At 72.4% G+C, this 16,515-nt stretch carries 17 protein-coding genes and 1 riboswitch; of the genes, 3 read left to right on the top strand and 14 right to left on the bottom strand.

The features are described 5' to 3' along the window. Positions 1-76: 76 nt before the first annotated feature. The 4 genes from ABD912_RS16855 to ABD912_RS16840 form a co-directional block, all read right to left on the bottom strand. On the bottom strand, positions 77-1,720 hold the full coding sequence (locus ABD912_RS16855) for a 5-oxoprolinase subunit B/C family protein (RefSeq protein ID WP_345152599.1): 1,644 nt from the start codon (positions 1,718-1,720) through the stop codon (positions 77-79). Further along, positions 1,717-2,475, bottom strand: coding sequence for a LamB/YcsF family protein (locus ABD912_RS16850; RefSeq protein ID WP_345152596.1), 759 nt, complete (start codon positions 2,473-2,475; stop codon positions 1,717-1,719). The genes ABD912_RS16855 and ABD912_RS16850 overlap by 4 nt, the downstream gene beginning before the upstream one ends. An 87-nt stretch (positions 2,476-2,562) precedes the next feature. Next, a complete protein-coding gene (locus ABD912_RS16845; RefSeq protein ID WP_345152595.1) occupies positions 2,563-4,155 on the bottom strand; it encodes an AtzH-like domain-containing protein in 1,593 nt (530 codons plus the stop codon). Continuing rightward, complete coding sequence (locus ABD912_RS16840) at positions 4,152-5,264, bottom strand: acetamidase/formamidase family protein (RefSeq protein ID WP_345152593.1); 1,113 nt, start codon at positions 5,262-5,264, stop codon at positions 4,152-4,154. The genes ABD912_RS16845 and ABD912_RS16840 overlap by 4 nt, the downstream gene beginning before the upstream one ends. Before the next feature lie 99 nt (positions 5,265-5,363). Between ABD912_RS16840 and ABD912_RS16835 the strand changes: the two genes are divergently transcribed. Further along, positions 5,364-6,056, top strand: a complete 693-nt coding sequence (locus ABD912_RS16835) for a YoaK family protein (RefSeq protein ID WP_345152592.1) — start codon at positions 5,364-5,366, stop codon at positions 6,054-6,056. Positions 6,057-6,071: 15 nt separating this feature from the next. On the opposite strand, the gene ABD912_RS16830 is transcribed toward ABD912_RS16835, so the two are convergent. The 4 genes from ABD912_RS16830 to ABD912_RS16815 all read right to left on the bottom strand — a co-directional run bounded on the left by ABD912_RS16830 (position 6,072) and on the right by ABD912_RS16815 (position 8,375). Further along, positions 6,072-6,485 carry a YciI family protein gene (locus ABD912_RS16830; RefSeq protein WP_345152898.1) on the bottom strand — a complete coding sequence of 138 codons (414 nt, stop codon included), beginning with the start codon at positions 6,483-6,485 and terminating at the stop codon, positions 6,072-6,074. Between the two features lie 162 nt (positions 6,486-6,647). Continuing rightward, positions 6,648-7,253 (bottom strand): nucleotidyltransferase family protein, encoded by a 606-nt coding sequence (locus ABD912_RS16825; RefSeq protein WP_345152590.1) that lies wholly within the window; start codon positions 7,251-7,253, stop codon positions 6,648-6,650. After that, on the bottom strand, positions 7,250-8,224 hold the full coding sequence (locus ABD912_RS16820) for a DMT family transporter (protein ID WP_345152588.1): 975 nt from the start codon (positions 8,222-8,224) through the stop codon (positions 7,250-7,252). Before ABD912_RS16820 ends, ABD912_RS16825 begins: the two co-directional genes overlap by 4 nt. Positions 8,225-8,228: 4 nt before the next feature. Continuing rightward, positions 8,229-8,375 (bottom strand): hypothetical protein, encoded by a 147-nt coding sequence (locus ABD912_RS16815; protein ID WP_345152587.1) that lies wholly within the window; start codon positions 8,373-8,375, stop codon positions 8,229-8,231. A gap of 143 nt (positions 8,376-8,518) precedes the next feature. On the opposite strand from ABD912_RS16815, the gene ABD912_RS16810 reads away from it, so the two are divergent. After that, entirely contained in the window at positions 8,519-8,740 is a 222-nt protein-coding gene (locus tag ABD912_RS16810; protein ID WP_345152585.1) for an RNA-binding S4 domain-containing protein, read from the top strand. 171 nt (positions 8,741-8,911) lie between these two features. On the opposite strand, the gene ABD912_RS16805 is transcribed toward ABD912_RS16810, so the two are convergent. From ABD912_RS16805 to ABD912_RS16790, 4 genes are all read right to left on the bottom strand, one after another. Next, positions 8,912-9,262 (bottom strand): GntR family transcriptional regulator, encoded by a 351-nt coding sequence (locus ABD912_RS16805; protein ID WP_345152583.1) that lies wholly within the window; start codon positions 9,260-9,262, stop codon positions 8,912-8,914. Beyond that, positions 9,259-10,293, bottom strand: a complete 1,035-nt coding sequence (locus ABD912_RS16800; RefSeq protein WP_345152581.1) for a hypothetical protein — start codon at positions 10,291-10,293, stop codon at positions 9,259-9,261. The genes ABD912_RS16805 and ABD912_RS16800 overlap by 4 nt, the downstream gene beginning before the upstream one ends. A gap of 335 nt (positions 10,294-10,628) precedes the next feature. Next, positions 10,629-11,306: an alpha/beta hydrolase gene (locus ABD912_RS16795; RefSeq protein ID WP_345152580.1), complete on the bottom strand. Its 678-nt coding sequence runs from the start codon at positions 11,304-11,306 to the stop codon at positions 10,629-10,631. A 76-nt stretch (positions 11,307-11,382) separates the two neighbouring features. After that, entirely contained in the window at positions 11,383-12,444 is a 1,062-nt protein-coding gene (locus tag ABD912_RS16790; RefSeq protein ID WP_345152578.1) for an alpha/beta hydrolase, read from the bottom strand. A gap of 306 nt (positions 12,445-12,750) precedes the next feature. Between ABD912_RS16790 and ABD912_RS16785 the strand changes: the two genes are divergently transcribed. Continuing rightward, positions 12,751-13,683 (top strand): SGNH/GDSL hydrolase family protein, encoded by a 933-nt coding sequence (locus ABD912_RS16785; RefSeq protein ID WP_345152577.1) that lies wholly within the window; start codon positions 12,751-12,753, stop codon positions 13,681-13,683. On the opposite strand, the gene metX is transcribed toward ABD912_RS16785, so the two are convergent. Both metX and ABD912_RS16775 read right to left on the bottom strand, forming a co-directional pair. Further along, positions 13,680-14,843: a homoserine O-acetyltransferase MetX gene (gene metX / locus ABD912_RS16780; RefSeq protein WP_345152897.1), complete on the bottom strand. Its 1,164-nt coding sequence runs from the start codon at positions 14,841-14,843 to the stop codon at positions 13,680-13,682. The two genes, ABD912_RS16785 and metX, sit on opposite strands and share 4 nt — an antisense overlap. A 2-nt stretch (positions 14,844-14,845) precedes the next feature. Continuing rightward, positions 14,846-16,192, bottom strand: a complete 1,347-nt coding sequence (locus tag ABD912_RS16775) for a bifunctional o-acetylhomoserine/o-acetylserine sulfhydrylase (protein WP_345152576.1) — start codon at positions 16,190-16,192, stop codon at positions 14,846-14,848. A gap of 70 nt (positions 16,193-16,262) precedes the next feature. Continuing rightward, positions 16,263-16,379: riboswitch (SAM riboswitch) on the bottom strand. Between the last annotated feature and the right edge of the window lie 136 nt (positions 16,380-16,515).

Genomic DNA, 16,515 nt, shown 5'->3' with positions numbered 1-16,515 from the left:
TTCATGCGGAGTTCCTTCGGGATGGGCCGGGGGCCGGGGAGAGTGGGTCGAGGCGGCACCTTCGGGCGCCGCGGGTTCAGGAGGAGCTGGGTTCCAGCGTGTCCGGGTCCACCAGTTGGAAGCGGATGGCGGTGCCCGGCGGCAGTTGGGCGGCCACCGGCAGGTCTTCCGGGACGACGGCGGCGATCACCGGATAGCCGCCGGTCACCGGGTGGTCGGCCAGGAAGACGACGGGAAGGCCCGACGGCGGGACCTGGAGCGAGCCGGGGACGGCCCCCTCGCTGGCGAGCTCGCCGGCGCGAACGCGTTCCAGCGGACGTCCGCCCGCGCCGGCGGTTAGGCGCAGGCCGATGCGGTTGGATTCGGAACTGGCCGTCCACTCCTGGCCGGTGAGCCGGGAGAGCCCGTCCGCGCCGAACCAGTCCTCGCGCGGGCCGGGAACCACGCGGAGGACGGCCACTGCGCCGGGGGTGATACGCAGCGCGGTCGGTTCCGACTCCCCCACGGCCTGGCCGGGCCGGGCCGATCCCACCGGCAGGAGCATGCCCGCTGCCAGGGGGTCCGGGCCGAGGCCGGACATCGCGTCGGTGGACCGGCTGCCGAGCACGGCGGGAACCGCCACCCCGCCCCGGACGGCAACGTAGGGGCGCAGCCCCGCCGTGGCCGCCCCGAGGGACAGCGTCTCGCCGTCGAGCAGGGCAAAGGGCGCGTCCTGGCTCGGATGCCGCGCGGGGCCGCCCTGGCCCGGCTCGATCTCGCCCGGAGTGATTTCCAAGTCCACGCGCGCCCCGGCGACGGCCAGGACGTGGTCCCCGTGCGCCCTCAAGCGGAGGGACCCGAGCAGGTTTTCCACGACCGCCGCACCGGGGGCGTTGCCGACCAGCCGGTTGGCCTGCCGCGCGGAGGAGGCGTCGGCCGCGCCGGAGGCGCTGACGCCCAGGTCGCCCAGTCCGGGGCGCCCCAGGTCCTGGACCAGGGACTGCAGGCCGGCGTCGAGCACCTCGAGGGTCCCCGCCGGAGCATCCGCCGGGCGGGCGCCGTCCCCTTCGGAGGCTTGATCCGCTCCGGCCGCTCCGGTCGCTTCGGTCGCTTCGACGCTGATCGCCTCGCGGACGGCGGTGAAGCGGACCCGGTCGCCGGGCCGGATCAGGGCGGGCGATTCACGGGAGAGGTCCCACATCGGCTGCGTGGTGTGGCCGATCAGCTGCCAGCCTCCAGGGGAACGGCGCGGGTAGACCGCGGAAAACCGCCCGGCGAGCGCCACGGAGCCGGCCGGAACCGCCGTGCGCGGGATGTTCCGGCGCGGAACCTCCAGGGCGGGTTCGCCGTCGGCCAGGTAGCTGAACCCGGGGGCGAAGCCGCCGAAGGCCGCGGTCCACAGCCGGCCGGTGTGTGCGGCGACCACGCCGTCGGGACCGAGGCCGGTCAGGCGGCCCACCTCGGCCAGGTCCGCGCCGTCGTAGACGACGTCGATCTCCACCGTGCGCCCGGCCAGGGCCCGGGCGTCGCCGACGTCGAGGCGGTCGACGGCCGCGCGTCCCGCCAGCGCGGCCGCGCGGGAGGCGAAGCGGATGAGCACGGTTTCGGCGGCGGCGAGCACTTCCACCTGTCCGGGCAGCGGATCCTCGGCCAGCACGCCGTGCAGGGCCACCACGGCCTCGAGCGAGGGCAGTTCGACCAGCAACGCCCGCGTTCCGGCCCAGCGGATGGGCCGACTCATACGAAGCCCTTGATGCCGACGCCGGCGGCCTCAAGGCCGGCGCGCACGGAGGCCGCCATCGCCACGGCGCCGGCGGTGTCCCCGTGCAGGCAGATGCTTTCAGCGGAGGTTTCGATCAGCGATCCGTCGCGGGCGACGATCGTGCCCTCCGTGGCGAGGCGGACCATGTTCGCGGTGACCTGGGCGGCGTCGTGCAGGACCGCGCCGGCCTCCCGGCGGGACACCAGGGTGCCGTCGGGGTTGTATGCGCGGTCCGCGAACGCCTCGGCGACGCCGCGCAGGCCGGCCGCCTCGGCCTTGGCCAGGGCGAGGGACCCGGGAAGGAGCAGCAGCGGCAGGTCCGCCCCGAACGCCTTCACCGCGTCGACGACGGCCTGGGCGTGCGCCTCGTGGTTGACGATCGTGTTGTACAGGGCGCCGTGCGGCTTGACGTAGCGCACCTTTCCTCCGGCGGCGCGGGCTAGGGCCTCGAGGCCGCCGATCTGGTAGAGGACGTCGTCGGCCAGTTCGGTGGGGGAACAGTCCAGGAACCGGCGCCCGAATCCCGCCAGGTCCCGGTACCCCACGTGGGCCCCGATAACGATGCCGGCGGCGACGGCGTCCCGGCACGTCTGGGCGATAGTCGAGGGGTCCCCGGCGTGGAAGCCGCACGCCACGTTGGCGCTGGAGACGGACCTGAAGATCGCGGCGTCGTCGCCCATGCTCCAGTTGCCGAAGGACTCCCCGACGTCGCTGTTCAGGTCGATTGATGCCATGGTGATCCCTGTCTCGTGATGCCTTTTCCTCAAGGATGCACGAGAAACCCAGATTGTTCAACAATGTTGAGCGTGTGCCCGGAGGATTCAGCCCCCGCCCAGCCGCAGCGCGTGGGACAGCAGCGCCGCATCGGACCCCGCCGCCCCGACCAGCGACACCCCGCAGGGCAGGCCGTCCTCGGTTTCCAGCGGCACGTTCACCGCCGGCAGGCCCGCGAGCCCGGCCAGGCAGGTCAGCATCAGGGTGCGCTCCCGCTGGCGCTCAATGGCCCCTCCCCCGGCGGCCGAATCCCTGGCCAGCGGGGCCACGGACGCCGCGGACGGAACCACCAGGATGCCGTCGCCGACCAGGGCGCGGATGGTTCGGCGCGCCTGGGCCCCAAGCCCGCGGGCGGCGGCCTCCTGGCCGTCCGTGAGGGCCGACGCCGTCCGGAACCGCCCGGCCACGTCGGGGGCCAGGTCGTCCCAGTGCCGGCCGACCCACTCGCCGTGCCCCTTCCATTCGCCCAGCCCCGCCCAGGCCTCGCGGCCCTGAATGACCTGGAACGCCTTCAGCCAGGCGCGGTGCAGGTCCGGATCGATGGGGCTGGTTTCCTCGACGGGCATCTCCGTGCCCCACCCGTCCAGCGCCGCACGGATCGCGGACGCCACGTCGTCGTCCGCCAGTTCCAGCAACCCGGGCACCGTGCGCAGCCCGGAAAACACTGCCGGTTCATCCTCCGCGGACGGCAGCAGAACCTCACCCACCGCCGCCAGCAGCCGAGGCGTGCGCGCCATCCAGCCGACCGTGTCGAAGCTCGGCGCCAGCGGCACCAGCCCGTCGCGGGACACCGCCCCGTGCGTGGTGCGGATCCCCCATAGCCCCTGGTAGGCGGCGGGCACCCGGATCGAGCCGCCGGTGTCCGTGCCCAGGCCGATGCCGGCGTGCCCCAGCGACACCGCCGACGCGGAGCCGGAGGAGGACCCGCCGCTGATGCGGAACGGCGCCTTGGGGTTCGGCGGGGTGCCGTAGTGCGTATTGGTCCCGGCCAGGCTGTACGCGAACTCGTCGGTGGCGGCCAGGCCCTTCACGGACGCACCGGCATCCAGCAGCGCGGCGACCGCCGCCGCCGCCGTGGCTTCCGGTGCGGCCTGCGCCAGGTACGCCGGGCTGCCGGCCCCGATCCTCTGCCCTGCCACCGCGTAGAGGTCCTTGACCGCGACGGTCTGCCCGTCCAGGAGCCCGGCACCGGTTGCGGGCACCAGCGGATCTCCGACCGCGCGCCAGATACGGCGGTCGAAGGCCGGCGGGCTGATGGCCACGTGCGCCACCGCGACCTGCCAGATGCCGCCGTTGCGCACCCAGACCTGGGTCTGCTGGCCGCGGCCGCCGCCGAGCAGTTCGGTGACGGCGACGATGGCCGCGTGCTCGGCTCCCAGCGCGCGGACCTCCGTCGCGACGATCCGCCGCTTCGGGGCCCCGCCGCGCGAACCGCGGAAACCGCTGATCGCGTCGTGGCCCACCAGCAGGCCGTTGGCGTCCCCGCGCAGCGTGTCCGGGCCGGGCGCGAAGAGCGCGTCCAGCGCCGGCAGGTCGTCCTCCATAAGCGCGCGCTCGTAGTCCCAGAACGCCTCCATCAGGCCCGGGATCACGGGGCCTTTCACGGCCGGGCGCGGGCAGTCGAGCGGGTTGGCGCTCACTTGGCCACCCCCGCGAAGTCCTCGATGCGGATGCGGGCGTGCACGCCCTTGACCAGGTCCACGACCTGGGAGATGTTGAAGTCCGTCGCAGCGCTCAGGTAGGCGTAGGCGTGCTCGGCGTCCAGCCCCCAGCGCGCCTGGAGCAGTGCGATCGCGGCGCGCACGCAGTCCTGGACGGCCAGGTCCAGGTCATCGTCCATGCCGGTGGGGATGAGGTGTTCAGTGGTCTCGGCGACGGGGCCCAGCTGGTCGCCGAAGAGCCGCAGCGCGTCCTCGCGCGGCACGACGTCGAAGCGAAGGCGGGCGCGCAGGCTCGCCTCCATCGCGGTCAGGGCCACCTCGCCGTCGCCCTGGGCGAAGTGGGGATCGCCCACGTAGGCCAGCGCGCCGTCGACCTGCACCGGCAGGTAGAGCGCGGCCCCCTCGGTGAGCAGGTTGATGTCGATGTTGCCGCCGTGGCGGCCCGGCGGGACCGAGTGCGGACGGGTGTCCGAGGCGACGGCCACGCCCATGGTGCCCAGGAACGGGTTCAGCGGGAAGCGGATGCTGCGCTCGGCCCCGGCGAACGGGGCCATCGTGCCGAAGGCACGGGGGGTGGGGGTGCCGAAGGCGCCGCTGGCGGTTTCCTCGACTCCGGCGAAGACGCTCACGGTGCCGGGGGTGCGCGGGTACTCCCCCGGCAGCGCGCCGCGGCCGTGCCGGTTGGAGACGACGCCGTAGGGCACCCGCCGCTCCAGTCCCGCGACGGTGATCTTGAGCAGGTCCCCGGGACGGGCCCCGGCGACGTGGATGGGGCCGGTGACCACGTGCGGGCCGTCCGCACCGGGGTCCCGGGCGTGCTCGCCGGCGGCGAGCGCGACGGCGTCGTGCAGCACCTGCTCCGCGTCCACGCCGTGGGCGGCGAAGAAGGCGCGCGGGTCGCGGCCCTGGTCCTCGAGGATGCCCTCGTGGCTGAGGGTGTCGATGACCGCTTCGGCGCCCGGATCCAGCTTCAGCACGGGCGAGTCGGCGGCGCACGGCAGCCTTCCCCACAGGACGTTGCCCGCGGCGGCGGGAAGGTAGTGCGCACCGGGGGTCAGGTTTTCCCCGGGCTGCAGGATGGCGGTCATCGGTTCTCCTTCGGTTGCCGCCAGCCTAGGGACGATGTTTTACGTGGCTGTTACGAAACGGTGCAATGAGTGTTTCATTGACGAGCCTACGATGAAACGGTGACTGAAACCCTCGCCGCCCCCGAGCGCCGCGTGCGCAACCTGCCCCGCCTCCACCTGCAGCTGATGCTGGCCCTGACCTTTTCCACCGGCATCATCGACGCCGTGGGCTACCTAGGCCTGGACCGGGTGTTCACCGCGAACATGACCGGCAACGTGGTGATCCTCGGCATGGGCCTGGCCGGCGCCGACGACCTGCCCGTGGTGGGCCCCTTGCTCGCCTTGGCGGCGTTCATGGCCGGGGCAGTCGCCGGCGGGCGCGCGCTCGGCGGGCGCACCGGCGAATGGACGTCCGCGACCACGTGGCTGCTCGCCCTCGTGGGGGCGGTGGTGCTGGGCCTGGGCGTCGGGCTCATGGTCTGGCACGATCCTCCGGAGGCCGCGCTGCTCTCCGTCACCGCCGTGCTGGGCGCGGTCATGGGCATGCAGGCCGCGGCGGCCCGCGCGCTCGGGGTCAAGGACGTCACCACCGTGGTGGTCACCTCCACCATCACGGGCCTGTCCATGGATTCGCGGCTGGCCGGGGGCACCGGCGAACTCTGGGCGCGCCGCGCCCTGGCCGTGGTGCTGATCCTGGCCGGCGCCGGCGTGGGTGCGCTGCTGCTGACCATCCACCTGGGAGCCGGCCTGGCCGCCGCGGCGCTGGTCTGCCTGGTATGCGCAGGCATCGGGCACCGCAGCGCCCGGGCGTAGCCTCGCCGCCGCGGGTCAGGCCTGGCCCAGCTCCCTGCGCCACTGCGCTTCCTTCTGGTAGTACTCGTGGTCGGCGAGGTCCGTGAAGTCCTCCAACTCCTGGACCCGCCGGATTTCCAGCTTCATGCCCGGCCCCAGCGGGCAGCGCTTCGCCCACTCCAGGGCCTCTTCCTTCGACGCCACGCGGACGATCCAGAAGCCGTCGAACTGCTCGCGCGTCCCGCAGTACGCGCCGTCGGTGGCGGTGGGCGTCTCTTCCGCAAAGTCGACGACGAAGCCCTCTTCGGCCGGGGCCAGTCCCTCCGCCGCCACCACGGCGCCGGCCTTCATCAGCTCCTCGTTGTAGGCACCCATCCTGTTGAACATCTCCTCGAGGGGAATATCCATGGCGGCTTCCCGGGCTTCCTCGGTGGCGCGCATGATGAACATGAACTTCACGGATCTCTCCTTGCGTTGAGGGCTTGGCGTTGAGGGCCTTGCGGGGATGGGTCTGGCCGGTACGGGCAAACCGGTCCCGCCCCTCCACTATCCCGCCGGGTGCGGGCCACGGGAACCCGTGGAGGAAAGGTTCCCGGGCCCAGGCTCGGGCCGCTAGGCCAGCCTCCACAGATCCGCGGCGGTGTCGACGTCCCCGCCGTCGGACAGGTCGGAGCAGTCCACCAGGTCCACGGCCTCCGGGTTCCGTGCCAGCCAGGTCCGCGCCCCGGCGTCGCCCTCCGCCAGCGCGGCGGCGGCCCGCGCCTGGCCTGGGCCAAACAGGACGGGGTGCCCCCGGCGCAGGCGGCCGGCGTCGTCCGCGAATCCGGCGGCGGCGACCCGGCCGGGGACGTGCGCCCGCAGCAGCCGCGCCACCAGCGCGCGGTCAAGGCCCGGCTGGTCCACCACCGCCACCAGCACCACGTGCCCGGCGGGGGCCGCCTCGACCCCGGCACGGAACGAGCCGCCCATGCCCGCGGCCCAGCCGGGGTTCTCCACGGCGGTGCAGCCGGCCAGGTCCGCCTCGGCGCGCACGCGGGCGGCCTCCGCCCCGAGCACCACAACGACGCCGGCGCACCCGCCGGCCCGCAACTCCCCCGCGAGGCGGGAAACCAGCGGGGCGCCCCGGAAGGGCAGCAGGGCCTTCGGGCCTCGGCCCAGCCGGGTTCCGGCTCCCGCCGCGAGCAGCACCGCGGTGGCGGGCGGGAACCCCCGCGTCACCTGCGCTCCCAAGGCATCCGGGCGGAGGTCGGCAGCGCGGCGACAGAAACGGCAAGCAGCGTCAGCAGCGTCCCCAGCACCGTGATGCCGGTGACCACGCTGCCGGGCGCGGGGAACGCCAGGTCCATAGCCAGCGAACCGAGCAACTGCCCGGAGACCATGGCCAGCCCGGCCAGCAGCACGCCCAAGTGGCGGACCACCACCGCCCCGAGCCCGATGAACACGCACCCCAACGGCCCGCCCAGGTAATACCACCCGGCGCTGGGCAGGGACTCGGGCCACCCCTTGGACGCGGCGGAGACCAGCCATGCGGCCAGCAGCACGATCCAGCCGGCGATGAAGTTGACCAGCGTGGCGGTGATCGGGGTGCCGTAGTGCACGGTGGCGGTGCCGTTCATGGCCTGCTGGAAGCTCATCAGGAACCCGGCCGTGAGCGGCAGCAGAAGCAGCAGCAGGCCGGACAGGCCGCCGTCGGACGCCGTGGCCATGCGCGGGGAAACCGTCCACACGACGGCGGCGACGGTGAGCACGGAGCCGACGATGCGGATGCCGTTGATGTCCCTGCGCCCGCCCGGGCCGATGCCCAGCCGGTCCACCAGCAGCCCGCTCAGGGTGAGCCCGGTGACGTTGGCGACCGTGAACAGGGCCAGCCCGGTGAACGGGGCGGCAAAGCTCTGGCCCAGGACGTAGTACGCGCCGACGCAACCCGCGGCCATGTACCAGAGGGGGAAGCGGCGTTCGCGCACGGAGTGGCGCAGCTGCACCAGCCCGTCGCGGCCCCGCCGCAGGGCCCCGGAAAGGACCGCCATCACGACCAGGCCCACGCTGAAGCTCAGCACTGCCGCGCCCAGGCCGTCCCGCATCTCCAGGGCGAGCTGCCCGTTGACGCGGGCCTGGGCCGGGATGGCGAGGCCGGCGACCAGGCCCAGCGCGATGCCGAGGGGCAGCGGAATCTTCGTGGTGGAAGCCATGGGTTCACGCCTTTCGCGGGTGCGGACGGCCGCCACGCCGCCAGGAGGCGACGAAGACGGCGAGCAGGGTGGCGAGGGTGCCGAAGACCTCGGCCGGGGTGATGTCCTCCGGGTGCAGGACCGCGTCCCGCGACGGCGGGCCTCGTTCCATCTATACACCCTGCGCGGCGCGCCCCGGGAACGCGGGGTGATACACGGCCCGGCCACTTGAGCCGGCAACATGGCCCGGTAATGGCGCCCGACAACGGCGCCCGGAATTGGGAGCCTGGCCGCGGGTGCCCGATGATGGATGGCATGAGTGCACCGTTCCCCATCCAGATCCGCGACGAGTCCATCCGCCTGGGCCAGTTGCTGAAACTCGCCTCGCTCGCCGAGGACGGCATCCAGGCCAAGGAGTTCATCGAGAACGGCCTGGTGAAGGTCAACGGCGAGATCGAGACCCGCCGCGGCCGCCAGGTTCGCCCGGGCGACACCGTCGAGGTCAACGGCGAGTCAGTGGTGGTCGAGGCCCGCTAGGCGCGCCCTCTTTTTCGGCGAAGGAAACCGCCCCGCCCCCTCGTTTCGACGAAGGTTGTTGCGGGATTCAGGGCCCGAAACCCGCAACAACCTTCGTCGAAACGAGAGCCGGCGGCAGGTGGCTTTGGCGAAGTTGTCAGGGAGCCACCGCCGCCGCCGTTCCCTGTCCGGTCACCCTTTCCACCGGGAGGCCAGGGTCCACTGCGCCTCCTGGAGGCTGAGGCCGGCACGGCGGGCCGCGGCCACGAAGGCGTCAGCCTCGGGCAGCGCGGAGGCGGCAAGGGCCTGCCCGGGGTTGACCCGGGTTCCGGCGGCCCGGCCCGTGCGCACCAGTCCGGCCTGCTCCAGCTCCTTGTAGGCGCGGGCCACGGTGCCGGCGGCGACGCGCAGGTCGGACGCCAACTGGCGGACGCTGGGCAGGCGGGCGTCGGCTGCCAGTTCCCCTGACCTCACCAGGGCCTCGATTTGGGCCCGGATCTGCTCGCCCGGCGGCAGCGCCGATTGGGGATCGACCGTGATCATGAGGGGTCCCCGGACGCGGCCGTGCGCGCTGTACGGCGCCAGCGGACGAGCTCCGCGGTGCCGCGCAGGGCCAGCCCGCCTAGGACGGCACCGGCCAGGATCAACAGCACGGACCCGCCTGCGGTGGCCAGAGCCAGTGCGGCCAGCGGTCCCTGCGGTGTGGCCGCGCCGGACCAGACCTCGCCGATGCTGAGGTTTTCCGTCATGGAGGCGCTGCGCAGGGGTATGGCCGCCATCAAGCCCAGCACTCCCAGTTGAATGCCGAGCAGGGCCGCGGACCCGGTGGTGACGACGTAGGCCCCCAAGGTCCGCAGGGCATCATCCAGCGGCCACAAACGGGTGTCGGCGGGACGGGGGCGCAAGGCGATCCGGGACATTGCCCCGAGCCCGGCAAGGCAGCCGAGCACCAGCAAACCGAGGATGGGCACCCCGTAGTACCAGCCCGGAAACGGCCCGGCCGAGCCTTGGCCGGCCAAGATCTCCGTCACCACGGTGCCCGTGGGGTCCAGTTGGTACGCCGTGCTGGCATATTCGAGTTGCCGAAAGCGCCCGGTTTCGTCCGTGCCGGACACCATTCCGGCGATTGCGGTGCCGCCGGCGACGAGCAAGGCCAGGAACGCGGGAAGGGGCAGCGCCCACGCGGGGCCGAAGGTTCGTGCGGAGCGCACCGTCAGGTCGGCGCTGCGGGTCCCGCCGTCCGGAACTGCCGGCGGCCGGGCGGCGGGCAGCGAGAGGACCGCAGCCCATCCGATCCACACCACCAGCGGAACGATGAGGACCGGAAGCCCGACCAGCCGCGAATTGGAGGCCTGGGCCCACCAACATGCCACCCCGGCGACCCCGCCGACGAGCAGCGCCACCAGGTGGCGCCGGCGCTCGGCCGCGATCAGGGCCGCCGCTTCCGCTCCGGCGGACGGCGCCTCGGCCGGCAGGATCCCGGCCAATGCGGACCACCGCGGCAACGGACGGGCAAGCAGCCACCCCAGCCACCCCACCAGAAGCACAACAACCAGCAACGCCGCGATGGCCACGACTCCCCCTGCCTTGCCCTAATGGCAACTTGTATCAATGTCTCGATACAAGCAGGAAGGCAATCTTGTGTCAATGGACCAATACAAGGATGACGGTTGAGAGACGCCCTCCGCCGGGCGCCACCGTCCCGCCGCCGATTTCACCGAAGCCACCAGTCCCGCAGCCTCGTTTCGACGAAGGTTGTTGCGGGATTCAGGGCCCGAAACCCGCACCAACCTTCGTCGAAACGAGAGTCGGTGGCAGGTGGCTTTGGCGAAACCAGGCGGAGCGGGAATCGACCTGAGCCGGAATCACTTGGCGCGGGAATCCGGCGGGTGCAGGAAGCCGGCGGGCGCTAGCCGGTCGGCGTCGCCGCCTTGTCCTTGCGCTTGTCCAGGACGTGCTCGCGCAGGAAGGCGGAGACGTGCTCCATCTCCTCCTGGTTGATGTTGTGCTGCATGCCGGGGTATTCGACCTTGATGGCCTCCGCGTGCCCGTCCAGCCACTGGTGGGTAAAGACCACCTTGTCCGGGGCGATCACGAAGTCGGCGTCGCCGCGGCCCCAGAACACCGGCGGGCGAAGGGCCGCGGTGGCCTCGTCGTCGAAGAACGGGTGGCCGCCGGCGGGGATGGCGAAGCCGGACAGGCCCACGACGGCGGCGACCTCCGCCGGGCGGTGGCGCAGGGCCGAGGTGGCCACGGCCATGCCCATGGAGAATCCCAACAGGGTGACCGAGGAGTGGTTGCCCTTGACGGTGTCCAACCAGGCCCAGACGTCCCCGACGGACGCGGCGACCTTCTCCACGGAGAAGTCGGCCTCCTGCATCAGCGGGAACCAGGTGAAGCCCGGGCCCAGCGCCTGCGGGGCCCGCACCGAGGCGAGGGTAAACTCCGGCGGCAGCAGCGGGGCCAACCCCATGAGGTCCTGCTCGTTGGACAGGTAGCCGTGGAACAGGACCAGCAGCGGGGTGCCGGCGCGTTCGGATTCGGGGCGGGACCAAAGGACGGTGGGGTTCCAGGAAGTCTCAGACATGCCCACAATTCAACCATATCGTTAGTTGAAGAATAAACTTTTCGTCTGGGGCATCACCCGAGGCCTGCCCAGCGCGCTAGTGCAGGCCGAGGTGGAACAGCAGCGCCACCCGGAAGTCCTCCGGCAACTCGATGTGCGGCGCATGCCCGCACCCCGGCAGCAGGACCTCCCGCACGGCCCCGCCGCGCTCCTTGTACCGGGCGAGCACGGCGCGGGTCTGGGACACCATGGGCTGGGGAGGTGCCATCTCCTCCCCCGGCCAGCCTTCGACGACCCCCAGCTTGCCGAGCTGGTTGAAGTCGAAGATCGAGGCGTCGGAGACGACCGCATCCGCATCGCCGTGGATCCACAGGATCGGGGACTTCGGTTCCAGGTCGACGATGGAGGAGACGTTGAAGTACCCCGGGGCCAGGGCGTTGAGCACGCCGCGGGTTCCGGGGGCGAAGCCCGGCCAGTTCTCCGACGGCCTCGAATCCCCCGGGTAGTTGGACTCACCGGTGGCGGTGCCGAGCATGGATTCGAGCCAGGTGTCCTCCTGTCCGGAGGCGAAACCGGCATGGACGTAGGTGCCGCGGTAGACGGCCAGCGGGGAGGTCGGGGCCTCCTCGGTTCGGTCGCCGGCGGCCAACCGCGCGACGAAGTCGGGGTTCGCGCCGCCGGCGCCGGTGCCGGCGTCGTCCTCGGTCAGCCGCCGCCCCTCGGGGCCCGCGGTGCCGCCGAAACCGTACGGGGAAACCGGGGCCACCAGGGACAGGCTGGACACCGCGTGGTCCAGCGCGTACTGCATCACCACCGAGCCGCCCAGGTCCCACCCCACCAGGTGCGGCGCCTCGATGCCCAGGGCAATCAGGACCTCGGCGAGGTCGTCGCTGAAGTCGCGCACTCCGCGGGTGGCGTCCACCGGGGCGGTGTCCGAGCCCCCGAACCCGCGCAGGTCCACCGCGAGGACCCGGCAGGGGCCGGGCAGTGCCAGCAGCGTGTCCTGCCAGAACAGCGAGGAGGACACGCTGCCGTGGACGAAGACCACCGGCATGCCGTCGGGGTCGTCGCCGTCGCGTTCAAGCACATTGGCGATGAGCCGGTCCGTCGAGACCCGGCGTGCCGTGATGCCCTCGAGAAGGTGTTCCTGCAACCCCATGGGTTCCCCTCTTCCCTCGCGGCCCGGCGGGCCGATGCGGCCCGCTGTCCTGGGGCCACTGCACCCACTGTAAGGTGGCCCACAATCCGCTGACCAGTGATTTCCCGGGCCCTCGGAGGCCCCTCCGGGCCTCGAGGGCGCCGGGTCCGCACGCGCTGCGGCCCTCGGACGGCGCACCGCCGGGAAACCCGAAGGGAACCGGCCGACCCGCACCGGCGGCCCGTACCGGGCGGCCCGCGTCCGCCCGCCCGCCGCGCGGCCCTTCCACCGCTGGCGCGGGCGGGAGCCGGGCGGCAGACTGTGGCCATGAGCAACCTGACCTCCGCCGGCGGACAGGCATCACACGAGGGCGGCGGGCACCGCGGCACCGAAAACGCCCTTCACCCGTGGCGGCGCTTCGTCGCGATCGGCGACTCCTTCACCGAGGGCATCGGCGACCCGGATCCGGACAGCCCGGGCGGGCACCGGGGGTGGGCGGACCGCACCGCCGAGGAGCTGGCCCGCACCGTCCCGGATTTCGCCTACGCGAACCTAGCCGTCCGCGGCCGGCTGCTGGGGCAGATCCTCGCCGAGCAGGCCGAGGCCGCGCTGGCGCTGCGCCCGGACCTGGTCAGCGTCTTCGGTGGCGGCAACGACGTGCTGCGCCCCGGCTCGGACCCGGATGTCTTGGCGGGGAGGCTCGATGAGCTGCTGGGGATCATCTCCCGCGACGGGGCAACGGTGCTGCTCTTCACCGGCTTCGATGTGGGCCACTTTCCCGTGCTCAGCGCGGTGCGTGGCAAGACGGCCATCTACAACGAGAACATGCGCGCGGTCGCCAAGCGCCACGGCGCGGTGGTCGCGGACCTGTGGGCCGCCCGGGACCTGCGCCTGCCCGGGATGCGAACCGAGGACCGGATCCACTTCTCCCCGCTGGGCCACCATACGATCGCCGCCTTGGCGCTGGAGGCGCTGAACGTCCCGCACACGCTGAAGCCCCTGCAGGTGCGCCCGGCGATGCCGCGATCCTGGCGCACCGCACGGCACGACGACCTGGTCTGGGCGCGCACGCATCTGGCCCCCTGGGTGATCCACTGGCTGCGCCATCAGTCCGACAGCGACGGGATCTCCGCCAAGCGCCCGGCCGCCGGGCCGCTGCGGTTGCCGGGGGCAGCCGCCGGGGAGCCCGCCGCGCCCCGGACGGAGGACGACGGCGGCAGTCACCTGCCGCCGTCGTCCTCCGCTTCGGCGCCGGCCTAGGCGAAGATTTCGGCCCGGAGGGGCTCGCCGAGCTGCTCGATGTCGGTGAGGAAGCCGTCGTGGCCGATCGGCGAGGTGATGTAGTGGACGGTCTCCGTCCCGGGCAGCAGGCGGGCCAGGCGCTCGGACTGCTCGGGCCAGTAGAGGCGGTCGCTGTCCACGGCGGCGACGAAGAACCTCACGCCGGAGAGCCCGGACAGGGCGGCCTGGGCGCCGCCGCGGCCGCGGCCGACGTCGTGGGACATCAGGGCCTCGGTCAGGACGATGTAGCTGTTGGCATCGAAGCGGCCGACCAGTTTGGAGGCCTGGTGGTCCAGATAGCTTTCCACCTGGTAACGGCCGCGGTCGTAGCCGGCGGAGCCGAACGGGTCCTCGGTGTGCTGCGCCTGGCGCCCGAAGCGCACGTCCATCTCCGGTTCGGAGCGGTAGGTGATGTGTGCCAGGCGGCGGGCGATGCCGAGCCCCTGGACCGGCCCGGGCGCGGGCGTTCCGTCGGGGTCGGCGGCGCCGTAGTAGTCGCCGCCGCGGAACCCGGGGTCCAGCCGGATCGACTGGGTCTGGATCTGCGCGAACGCGATCTGCTCGGCGGTGGATTCGGCGCAGGCGGCGATGACCACGCAGTTGCGCACGCGGTCCGGGTACTCGGCGGCCCATTCGAGGGCGCGGGCCCCACCCATGGAGCCGCCGATCACGGTGTGCCACCGGCGGATTCCGAGGGCGTCGGCGAGGCGGGCCTCGACGCGGACGCCGTCGCGGATCGTGGTGAACGGGAAGCGGGAACCGAGCGGGCGCCCGGTCTCGTCGGGGGTGGACGGGCCGGTGGTGCCGTAGCAGCCGCCCAGGAGGTTCGGCGCGACGACGAAGAACCGGTCGGTGTCGATCGTCTTGCCGGGGCCCACAAAACCGTCCCACCAGCCCGCGGTGTCGCTGTCGCCGCGGGCCACGTGAGTGTCCCCGGTCAGGGCATGCTCCAGGAGGACGGCGTTGGACGCGTCCTGGTTGAGCTCGCCCCAGGTCTCGTACCCGATCACGATCTCCGGGAGGTGGCCCCCGGTCTCGAAGGTGTACGGACCTGTCCGGAATTGGCGGAGCACGCCGTCGGGCCCATGCCCGACGGCGTGCCGCCACCCGGATTGTCCGGAGGTTACGTCGAAATCGATGCTCACTTCACCGCCTGGAGGGCGGATCCCGATTCCTCGGCGGCCTTTCGGAAGCCGCCTTCGAGATCCGCAATGATGTCGTCAATGTGTTCGAGGCCCACCGCCAGGCGGACCAGGCCCGGGCTGACCCCGGCCGCTTCCCGCTCGGCCTCGGTCAGCTGGACGTGGGTGGTGGACCACGGGTGGATCACCAGGGAGCGCACGTCGCCGACGTTCGCCACGTGCGAGTGCAGCTCCAGGGCATCCACGAACGCCTGTCCCGCCGCGGCTCCGCCGTCGAGCACGAAGGCGATGATCGCGCCGGTGCCGCGCGGGCCGTACTTGCGGCCGCGCTCGAACCACGGGCTGGAAGGCAGGCCGGCGTAGGCCACCGAGCGCACCTGCGGGTGGGCCTCGAGCCATTCGGCGACCTTCTGGGCGTTGGCCACGTGGCGCTCCACCCGCAGGCTCAGGGTCTCGAGGCCCTGGCCGATCAGGAACGCGTTCAGGGGCGCCACGGAGGATCCGAAGTCACGCAGCAGGTGCACGCGGGCCTTGAGGATGTAGGAGAGGTTGGCGCCGAAGATGCCGTCCACGCCCAGGTCGCGGGCGAAGACCAGGCCGTTGTAGGACTCGTCAGGGGTGTTGAAGCCGGGGAAGCGCTCCGGGTCCTGCGCGTAGTCGAACTTGCCCGAGTCCACGATGACACCCGCGATCGCGGTGCCGTGGCCGCCGAGGTACTTGGTCGCCGAGTGCACCACGACGTCGGCGCCCCATTCGATCGGGCGGATCAGGTACGGGGTGGACAGGGTGTTGTCGACGATCAGCGGGACGCCGGCCTCGTGGGCCACGGCGCTGACGCCCTCGATGTCCAGCACGTCCTGGCGCGGATTGGAGACGACCTCGCCGAAGAACGCCTTGGTGTTCGGGCGCACGGCCGCACGCCACTGCTCCAGGTCGTCCGGGTCGGCCACGAAGGTGGTTTCGATGCCGAGCTTGCGCAGGCTGTGCTTGAGCAGATTCTGCGTCCCGCCGTACAGGCTGGGGCTGGCGACGATGTGGTCGCCGGCCTCGGCCACGTTCAGGATCGCGAAGGTGGTGGCGGCCTGGCCGGAGGCCAGCAGCAGCGCCCCGACGCCGCCCTCCAGGTCGGCGATGCGGTTCTCCACGGCCTCCTGCGTGGGGTTGCCGATGCGGGTGTAGATCGGTGCCAGCTCCTGCAGCCCGAAGCGGGCCGCCGCGCTTTCCGCGCTCGGGAACACGAAGGAGGTGGTCTGGTAGATCGGCAGTGCCCGCGCCCCGGTTGCCGCGTCGGGAACCTGCCCGGCGTGGATCTGGCGGGTTTCGAAGGACCAAGTGTTGCTAGACATGTTTCTTCCCCTCTGGCTAGGGGTCCCCCCGGGCTGCGCGGAAGCACGGACTGTGCCTCCGCCGGGGTGTGACCCGCGCTTGTCCCGTGTCCTGCTGGCACGGGGCCTGGTCTTCACCCGGGGCACCCCACCGCGAGTGGAGGGTTGCCGGCCAGCAAACCGGGGTTTAGCGCTGGCACTCATGACCTTGGTTCCAAGTCTTGCGAATCTTCCGCCGGTCCCGCAACTCCGTGTCCGCCTTTGTGACTTCCCGTGGCTCCGGCGGCGGCACCCGGCCCCAGCGCCCCGAGGCGCCGCAACCCCTTGTCAGGGGCACCTTAGGA

The sequence above is a fragment of the Arthrobacter ginkgonis genome (genome assembly GCF_039540195.1).
GTDB classification, from domain to species: domain Bacteria; phylum Actinomycetota; class Actinomycetes; order Actinomycetales; family Micrococcaceae; genus Zafaria; species Zafaria ginkgonis.
Note: the sequence above shows the minus strand (reverse complement) of the source record. Positions and strands in the feature narration are given on the sequence as shown.